The sequence below is a fragment of the Defluviitalea phaphyphila genome (genome assembly GCF_001466305.1).
In the GTDB taxonomy this organism is placed as follows: Bacteria; Bacillota; Clostridia; order Lachnospirales; family Defluviitaleaceae; genus Defluviitalea_A; species Defluviitalea_A phaphyphila.
Genome location: NZ_JWID01000033.1, coordinates 1 through 8,963 on the forward strand (window position 1 = coordinate 1; position 8,963 = coordinate 8,963).

Sequence of the window (8,963 nt, forward strand, 5' to 3'; positions counted from 1 at the left end):
ATATTTCTATCTTTCCTTGCCTACTGGCTTTTAATCAATCTTGGAATTGATTGGGTTTTTATTTGGCGCTGTTTAGTTTTCAAGGATCTGCTGTTTTTTAACAGCAGAAATAATTATATTAAATTAACTCTGCTTTGTCAATAGTTTTTTATCTTTTTATTCTTATATTTTATAACATCGGAGATAGTAACCTCGAAACAGATTCTTTAAACCTAATTATATTTGATCTTTTATTATAAATTTCTTCTGTAATTTCTTTACTATCTTCTAAATCCTTTAAAAACTGTTCTCCTAATTTTTTATTTATTTCTTTATCATATATAAAAGCATTAACTTCAAAATTCATTTTAAAGCTTCTAATGTCAAAGTTTGCAGTTCCTATAGTACTTACAGCATCATCTACTAAAAGCATTTTGCTATGTATAAAACCTTTTTCATAAGTATAACATCTAACCCCTGCTTTAATTAATTCACCAACATAAGATAGAGACGCCCAATATACAAACATATGATCAGGTTTATTAGGTATAATTATCCTAACATCTATCCCCGATAAAGTAGCTATTTTTAATGCTTCTAATAAACTATCATCAGGAATTAAATATGGAGTATGAATATATATTCTTTTTTTAGATAAATTAATCATTTTTAAAAATCCATTTTTTATACAACTGGTTTGAGAATCTGGTCCACTAGATACTATTTGTATTCCTGTATTTCCATTTACATTTTTAGGAGGAAAATATTTTTGATCAATATTATAAGAAGTTTTAGTAGAAAACCTCCAATCAAGCAAAAATCTAAGCTCTAAGCTATCCACAGCACTTCCTTCTATTTTTATATGAGTATCCCTCCAAAATCCCATTTTTTTAGATAATCCTAAATACTCATCTCCTATATTAATTCCCCCTAGGTAAGCTATCTTACCATCTATAATACATATTTTACGATGGTTTCTATAATTAACCCTAAGATTTATATAAGGTACAAAAGGAGGAAAAAAACAACTAGTACTTCCGCCAGCTTTTATTAAAGGCTTAAAAAAATTTTTAGGAAGCCATATACAGCCCATACCATCATAAAGAAATTTTACTTCTACTCCTTCTTTTGCTTTTTTAGCCAAAATATTAATTATTTTTTTCCCTAAATTATCATTTCTAATTATATAATATTCTAAATGAATAAAATCTTTGGCTTCTTCTATATCCTTTATCATATCCTTAAATTTATCGTTACCATTGTAATAAATTTTCACCTTATTATCTTGAGTGTAAAGGGAGTTATGGCCTACAAGATGCAGATGTATAATATCTTTATATTTTTTTATATTAGGATATGCTGCTTGTATTTCTTCCTTATTTAATACTTGTTCCTGCTGATTTATCATCTTTTGAATTCTATCCTCTTCTTCTTTTATGGCAAAAAGTTTTTTCTTTTTTAAATCCTGCCCTATAAATAAGTATAATAAGAATCCTAATATAGGAACAAAAAACAAAATCATCAGCCAAGCCCATGTAGATGAAGGGTTTCTTCTTTCAAAAAACACGAGTAAAATAGCCAAAAGAATATTAATAAATAATATATGATTTAATGCCCATAATAATATATCTTGAATACTCATATTCTCCCTCCTATATGTACTATTATATCAAAATTTGGCATTTAATGAATTAATTTTTTAACAAAAATTCTATTTCATATTTTCTTATTAGATGGTACAATACAAATATATAAATATTTTTTAGGTTTAATCAGTGAAATAAAGGAGGACATCTTGTGGATATTTGGCAAATTATTTTGACTATTTTAATTGTTTTAGTTGCTCTAGGAGTAGTCTTATATTTTTTAGGGAAAAAAGCACAAACAAAAATGGATCAGCAACAAAGCTTAATTAATCAGTATAAAACTACTACTCCTATTTTTGTAATTGACAAGAAAAAAGAGAAAATTACTAATGCAAATTTACCAAAATCAGTTATTGAACAATTCCCTAAATGGGCTCGTTTTCGTAAAATGCCTTTAGTAAAAGCTAAAATAGGGCCACAAATCACTACTCTTATATGTGACAATAAAATATTTAAACAAATTCCTGTAAAAAAAGTTATTAAGGCTGATATTGCTGGTCTTTATATCGTATCTATTAAATCTGTAAAAAAATAATTTACATAAGGTCCTTCCATAAGAAGGGCCTTTTTTAGGATTAAGTTTTAAAAATAGGTAAAACTAAATATTAAGGAGGTGTACTTTTGAGAATTATGCGATGGCAGTTTATCTTAAAAGAGCTTTACTGCCGATTTCAAGATGATGACATCCCCGCTTTAGGAGCTCAGCTTACTTTTTATCTTATATTATCTTTTTTCCCTTTTTTAATTTTTCTTTTTACTTTATTTAGCTATACAGAAGTTACAAGTGAATCCTTTTTACAAAATTTATCTTCTTTACTTCCTGATACAGCTTATTATTTTGTATATATAAGTGTGCAAGAAATGATAAAAGGAAGAAGTCCCTCTCTTTTATCTTTTGGGGCTCTTACCACTCTTTGGAGTGCCTCTAATGGTATCAATGCTATAATTCGTGCTTTAAATAAATCTTATAATGAAGAAGAAACTCGTTCTTTTATAAAACTTAAAGCTCTATCAATTATTTCTACAATTTTATTATCACTTTTTATACTTTTTTCTTTTATTTTTATCATTTCTGGCGAAAAAATAATAACTAATATATTACTAGGCTTAAAATTAAATTATAAATTTAACCTCTTTTTAATTTCTCTTAGACATATTCTTTTAATATCTGCTATTTTTATAATTTTATTATTCTTATATAAATATCTACCCAATAGAAAACTTAAATTTTCTCAAGTTGTCCCTGGAGCATTGTTTTCTGTGATATTTTGGATTTTTTTATCCTTATTATTTTCTAGTTATGTCAATAATCTTGGAAAATTTAATAAAATGTATGGAAGTTTAGGAGGCATTATTGTTTTACTTCTTTGGCTTTATATAAGTAGTATGGTTATTTTACTAGGCGGAGAATTAAATGGAATTTTTGTTTTTTCTAAAGAAAGAAAATTTAAACCTCCTAGTAAAAAATTCAGTATCCATTTTATAAATTTCAAAAAATAAATCAATTATTAAAAACTAGGGTATCCCCTAGTTTTTTTATTGGAATATATTTCAAATTTCACTTATGAGGTTTAAATAAAGATTATTTGCCTAATAATTTTATTAGAAAAATAAAAACAAAAAATTTTTACGAAATTCTTGACAAATATTTTTTTATATGTATAATTGGTATTAGATAATAATTATTATTATCTAATTAAAATTATCCTAACGAAAATAATAATTAAAAATAAAAATTTAAAAATAGGAGGTAATGTATTATGTCATTAATAGGTACTGAAGTAAAACCTTTTAAAGCACAAGCTTATCATAATGGTGAATTTGTAGAGATTACTGAAGAGAATTTTAAAGGAAAATGGAGCGTAGTATTTTTCTATCCCGCAGATTTTACCTTTGTATGCCCCACTGAATTAGAAGATTTACAAGATCATTATGAAACTTTAAAATCCCTTGGAGTAGAAGTTTATTCTGTTTCAACTGATAGTCATTTTACCCATAAAGCATGGCATGATAGTTCAAAAACTATTAATAAAATAACTTATTATATGGTTGGAGACCCTACTCTTACTTTAACTAGAAACTTCGATGTTTTAATAGAAGAAGATGGTATGGCTGACCGTGCTACATTTATTATTGACCCTGATGGAGTGATTCAAGCTATTGAAATTAATGCTGGAAGCATTGGTCGTGACGCAAGTGTACTAGTTAATAAAATTAAAGCAGCACAATATATTAGAAATAATCCTGGCGAAGTTTGCCCTGCTAAATGGAAAGAAGGAGCCGAAACTCTTACCCCAAGCCTTGACCTTGTAGGAAAAATTTAAAGGATAGATAAAAATTATGTTAGATCAGAATATCAAAAACCAATTATCCCAGTATCTTCAGTTAATGGAAAATGAAATATTGATTAAAGTTGATGCTGGTTCTGATAAATATTCTAAAGATATGATGTCTTTAATAAATGAAATAGCTTTAATTTCCCCCAAAATTAAAATAGAAAAAACTAGCTTATCAAGAACTCCTAGTTTTAGTATAAATCATATAAATGAAGATACTGGGGTAGTATTTGCTGGGATTCCTTTAGGTCATGAATTTAACTCATTTGTTTTGGCTCTACTGCAAGTTAGTGGAAGACCTCCAAAAATTGATAAAAAATTAATCAGTCAAATAAAAAATCTAAAAGGCAAATATCATTTTGAAACATATGTTAGTTTAAGTTGCCATAATTGCCCTGAAGTTGTTCAAGCACTTAATATAATGAGTATTTTAAATCCTAATATAACTCATACGATGATTGACGGTGCAATCTTTAAAAAAGAAGTGGAAAGTAAAGACATTTTAGCTGTTCCAACTGTTTATCTTAATGGAGAATTTTTTACTAGTGGACGTATGACTCTTGAAGAGATTCTATCTAAATTGGGTAGTACTATAAATGTATCAGAATTAAATAATAATCCCCCCTTTGATGTATTAGTTATTGGAGGAGGACCTTCTGGTGCTAGTGCAGCTATATATGCAGCTCGCAAAGGAATTCGCACAGGTATTATTGCTAAACGTTTCGGAGGACAAATATTAGATACCCTAGGTATCGAAAACTTTATAAGTGTGAAATATATAGAAGGTCCTACTCTTGCATCAAATATTAAAGATCATTTGCAAAATTATGATATAGATATAATAAATTCACAGCAAGTTAAATCCTTAAAAAGAAAAGATTTTATAGAAGTAGAGCTTGAAAATGGTGCTATTTTAAAAAGTAAAACTGTAATTATTGCTACCGGTGCTAGATGGAGAAATATAGGTGTTCCAGGAGAAATGGAATTTAAAAATAAAGGAGTAGCTTATTGCCCCCATTGTGATGCTCCTTTATTTAAAGGAAAAAATGTAGCTGTTATAGGAGGTGGAAATTCAGGAATCGAAGCTGCTATTGATCTTGCTGGTATAGCAAAACATGTAACGGTTCTTGAGTTTATGCCTCAACTTAAAGCTGACTCTATTTTACAAGAAAAACTTAACTCCCTTCCTAATATTAATGTATTAACTAATGTAGAAGTAAAAGAAATCACCGGTGATAATAAAGTAAATGGAATTGTCTATGTAGATAGAAATAATAAAAAAGAAAATCATATTAAACTAGACGGAGTATTTATTCAAATAGGCCTCGTCCCTAATACAGATTGGTTAAAAGATATTGTAAAATGTAATGAAGCTGGAGAAATTATCGTTGATAAATATGGTGCTACAAATGTTCCAGGAATATTTGCTGCAGGTGATTGTACTAATGCTCCTTATAAGCAAATTATTATATCTATGGGTTCAGGAGCTACAGCAGCTCTAAGTGCTTTTAATTATTTAATGAAAAATTAAAAAAGTCCATCTCTTTTTTGAGGTGGACTTTTTTATCTTATTCTAACCTTTCTATTAATCTAAAAGAATACCCTATTTTTTCTATTTCATCCCTACTTAAAATAACTCCTTCTGGAGGTCTTTGATTTAGTTTAAAGGCGATCGCTTTTTGACCTACCTCTTGTTTAAATTGTATTCTATTCATAGATACATTTATTTTAAGTAAGTCCGATATTATTTCAGCTGTTGACTGATGTCCTATTGCTGATATAAATCCATTTTCATCAATAAGTTTTTTTACATTCTCTACATCTATGTCACTTATTCTATAAAGTCCATTTGTAGTTACAACCGTTCCATTAAACAAAGCAATTTTCATATCTTCCTCCTAATAAATGCTAAAACCTTCATCATAATTTAGTCTTTTAATAATAATCTATCATATTATTTAAAATTATTCAATTAATCATTATCTTAAAGATTCACATCATAAAGTTTATTCCTATTTATAATATCTATAATTTGGTCTATTATATTAAATATAATTTTTGAATATTTTAAAGCTTCTTCTTTATATACATTTAAGTCATCATTAGTATTATTCTTTATTGCATATACAAGTTTAGAAGCCATATTATGTAAATTATTATGGGGATTATGTATAGAAATCCAAAGATTTTTAATATCTTTATGATTTATATCTATTGTTCTATATATATGACCAAAAGCACACTTTTCTCCATTAGTCTGAAGATATAATAATTCTTTTGTTTCTACCATTTTATTTAGTGTATTCATCCAATTAAGATGTTGAGTTTTTGTATTTTCAAGTAATTCTGTTAATTCATTCCCTGTAAAAGTATTTATATAATCATTTTGCATATTAAAATACTTTTTGTTATTACTTATAAGAGCTTTATCTATATTATCTATTTCTTTATGTAGGGTATTTATTTTTTCAGAATCTTTATGTAATTGACTAGCTAAATATGCTGTAGATTGGGCTATTTCTGATACATGTTCCATAAAATCAAATATTTGTTCTATTGAAGCATTCATTTCTTCAAATGATGATGTAAAATCTTGTATTTAAAATCTTATAGAATTTATAGCTTCCCCATTAGAAACTATTGATTTATTTATAGTTTCTATATATTTTGATGATTTTTCAATAATCTTACTTCCTTCCATTACATTTAAATAACTCTTACTTGATAAATCTTTTATATTAATTGTAAAATTATTAAATTTATCTAATGAATTTTTAGTTTCCTCTGCTAATTTCCTAATTTCTTCAGCTACTATAGCAAAACCTTTCCCTGCTTCTCCTGCTCTAGCTGCTTCTCATCTTGATTATTTTTATTAGATTTATCTATAATTTCAATTTGTGTTAATATATTATCTATCCCTTTAGTTCTTTCTTCTATAACGTCTAGCATTTGCTGCATTGTTGCTGTTACTTCCTCTGTATTAGCCCTAGTATCTTCACTTTGATTTTTTACTTCTTTAATTAAATTAATAAGTTTATCACTAATTATATTAAGAGCAACTTCAAATCTTCCTAAACTAGCAGAATTAGTTATATTTTCTTTAATATAATCTCTAAATTTCTTCTTTAAATCCTCTAATTCCTCTAATCTATTTTTTAAATCTTCACAAGATTTAGGAGAATTTTTCATTGATTTCAGCATTTTTCTACACTTAATATAATTCATAATGCTTTCTCCCTTCTTAGACTATTTCATATAATTTAAAAAATTAAATATACAATATTTTTATATTCTATTATTAGAGAATCACTTTTTTATATCATTTACAAATAATATTTAAACTTTATCTATATATCATCATATATCTTATAATGCTTTTAATATATTTACTATATTTTTTAATTCTTAAACTAAATTAAGTTTATAACAAATAGATTCTATTAAATTAAAATATAAAATTTATTGAAAAAATAAAAAAATGAAATATTTTGAAGTATTTGATCTGAATATATTAGATATAAAACAAAATTTGATAAAAAATTAAAGAAGGGATTAATTTAGAAAGATAATTATAACAGAAATGCAAAACTTTCTAATAGATTTAAAAATAGATTAGTTTCTTATAAAAAGAGTTTAAAAATAAATCAATAATAACTTTTATTTTCTTAACAAAGTTATAATCCCTGCAACAAAAAAGAAAAATCCTGGGATAAATCCAGCAAAATCAACAGATTGAACGGTAATTGCAAGTGATATAATAATTAATCCCCATCCAGCAAATTTTCTTTTAAAATTTATAAGAAAGGATAAAATAATACCTATAATAGAATATATAATTAGAGATGAAAGTTGTTGTGAATATTGGTCTAACAGACTTGAACCAGTATTATAAAAGTCACCTAGAGCTAATAGCATACCAACAAAAAAGAATATACCTATTCCGAATAAAGAACCTATTATACCAATTATTGTTTCTAATATTCTCAACTTTCTTTTCCTCATAAATAATCTTCCTTAAACTTATATTTATTACTCTTTTTTATACAACCTTCTATTCCCCACTACAGAATAATATAATAATCTATCTAGCATTTTAAATCTTTCATATATTATGATTCTTATTTTCAGTAATTATAATATTAACTTTCTCATATATTTTAAATAAATGAAATTTTAATATATAATTATTATATTAATATTTTATAATATAAAAATTTTTATTTTTATTAATTAAATAAATATACGTTAAATCATACTCTTATTTATTTGTATTAATATTATGTACTTATAAACTTAAAAACATCATAATCTATTCTATTTTATACCTCTTTAATCAATAATAATTTCTTATTTTATTAATAAAACAATAATACCTAAAATTAAAAATAAAGTGGCTGGAGCCAATACTATTGAAAAACTTCCTGTGAAAATTATCATTATAACTGCTAAAATAATTAATCCCCATCCAACAAGTTTTTTACTTACATATATTAAACAAGATAAAATAATACCTATAATAGATAAATAAACTATAGCCATACCTAATCTTTCACTTGAATATACCCCTAAGGGCACTTCTGTACCTGATATACTTCTATACATTTTACTAAAACCTGCTATATTTATGTGAATCACGCCAACTATAACTCCTAAAATTCCAGCTATTATACCCCATATTATATAAATTATCCTTGACTTTTTTTTATTCATAAATGACCTCCTTAAAATTTCAATTATTATTGTCATTTGCTTATACTTAACTATTTATTTTATGTTAGTTTATTATAACGATTTTATTTTTTAATTCAAATCTTATTACAATAACAATTTATTTATTTTGTTACATTTTATTCTATTAAAATTATTCTAATATATTTTTACTTTTTCGTCAAAAATTTTTATATTAAATATAAATTAACTCGTTGTGCTAGTTAAAAATTACAAATAAAAAGCTCCAGCATTTTATGTTATCCTATCTTTACAAAGATATTTCCAAAATCCA

At 25.5% G+C, this 8,963-nt stretch carries 11 protein-coding genes; 4 read left to right on the forward strand and 7 right to left on the reverse strand.

The window, feature by feature from the left end; translation table 11 throughout:
- Positions 1–169: 169 nt before the first annotated feature.
- Positions 170–1,621: a cardiolipin synthase gene (gene cls / locus OM90_RS11355; RefSeq protein WP_058486993.1), complete on the reverse strand. Its 1,452-nt coding sequence runs from the start codon at positions 1,619–1,621 to the stop codon at positions 170–172.
- A gap of 155 nt (positions 1,622–1,776) precedes the next feature.
- Here cls and OM90_RS11360 point away from each other — a divergent pair, with 155 nt between their 5' ends.
- The 4 genes from OM90_RS11360 to ahpF all read left to right on the forward strand — a co-directional run bounded on the left by OM90_RS11360 (position 1,777) and on the right by ahpF (position 5,492).
- Positions 1,777–2,160 carry a hypothetical protein gene (locus OM90_RS11360; RefSeq protein ID WP_058486994.1) on the forward strand — a complete coding sequence of 128 codons (384 nt, stop codon included), beginning with the start codon at positions 1,777–1,779 and terminating at the stop codon, positions 2,158–2,160.
- 95 nt (positions 2,161–2,255) lie between these two features.
- Positions 2,256–3,125: a YihY/virulence factor BrkB family protein gene (locus tag OM90_RS11365; RefSeq protein WP_064505539.1), complete on the forward strand. Its 870-nt coding sequence runs from the start codon at positions 2,256–2,258 to the stop codon at positions 3,123–3,125.
- Between the two features lie 260 nt (positions 3,126–3,385).
- On the forward strand, positions 3,386–3,949 hold the full coding sequence (gene ahpC / locus OM90_RS11370; protein ID WP_058486996.1) for an alkyl hydroperoxide reductase subunit C: 564 nt from the start codon (positions 3,386–3,388) through the stop codon (positions 3,947–3,949).
- A gap of 16 nt (positions 3,950–3,965) precedes the next feature.
- Positions 3,966–5,492: an alkyl hydroperoxide reductase subunit F gene (ahpF, locus tag OM90_RS11375; RefSeq protein ID WP_202813802.1), complete on the forward strand. Its 1,527-nt coding sequence runs from the start codon at positions 3,966–3,968 to the stop codon at positions 5,490–5,492.
- A 37-nt stretch (positions 5,493–5,529) separates the two neighbouring features.
- On the opposite strand, the gene OM90_RS11380 is transcribed toward ahpF, so the two are convergent.
- The 6 genes from OM90_RS11380 to OM90_RS11400 all read right to left on the reverse strand — a co-directional run bounded on the left by OM90_RS11380 (position 5,530) and on the right by OM90_RS11400 (position 8,671).
- On the reverse strand, positions 5,530–5,850 hold the full coding sequence (locus tag OM90_RS11380) for a YddF family protein (protein WP_058486998.1): 321 nt from the start codon (positions 5,848–5,850) through the stop codon (positions 5,530–5,532).
- 95 nt (positions 5,851–5,945) lie between these two features.
- The gene (locus tag OM90_RS11385) at positions 5,946–6,530 is read right to left on the reverse strand and encodes a CZB domain-containing protein (RefSeq protein WP_058486999.1); all 585 of its coding nucleotides are present in this window, start codon (positions 6,528–6,530) and stop codon (positions 5,946–5,948) included.
- A 30-nt stretch (positions 6,531–6,560) separates the two neighbouring features.
- On the reverse strand, positions 6,561–6,776 hold the full coding sequence (locus OM90_RS12650; protein WP_144428580.1) for a hypothetical protein: 216 nt from the start codon (positions 6,774–6,776) through the stop codon (positions 6,561–6,563).
- Entirely contained in the window at positions 6,773–7,186 is a 414-nt protein-coding gene (locus OM90_RS11390; RefSeq protein ID WP_058487000.1) for a hypothetical protein, read from the reverse strand. The genes OM90_RS12650 and OM90_RS11390 overlap by 4 nt, the downstream gene beginning before the upstream one ends.
- A gap of 432 nt (positions 7,187–7,618) precedes the next feature.
- Positions 7,619–7,963 carry a hypothetical protein gene (locus tag OM90_RS11395; RefSeq protein WP_058487001.1) on the reverse strand — a complete coding sequence of 115 codons (345 nt, stop codon included), beginning with the start codon at positions 7,961–7,963 and terminating at the stop codon, positions 7,619–7,621.
- A 345-nt stretch (positions 7,964–8,308) separates the two neighbouring features.
- The gene (locus OM90_RS11400; RefSeq protein WP_058487002.1) at positions 8,309–8,671 is read right to left on the reverse strand and encodes a hypothetical protein; all 363 of its coding nucleotides are present in this window, start codon (positions 8,669–8,671) and stop codon (positions 8,309–8,311) included.
- Between the last annotated feature and the right edge of the window lie 292 nt (positions 8,672–8,963).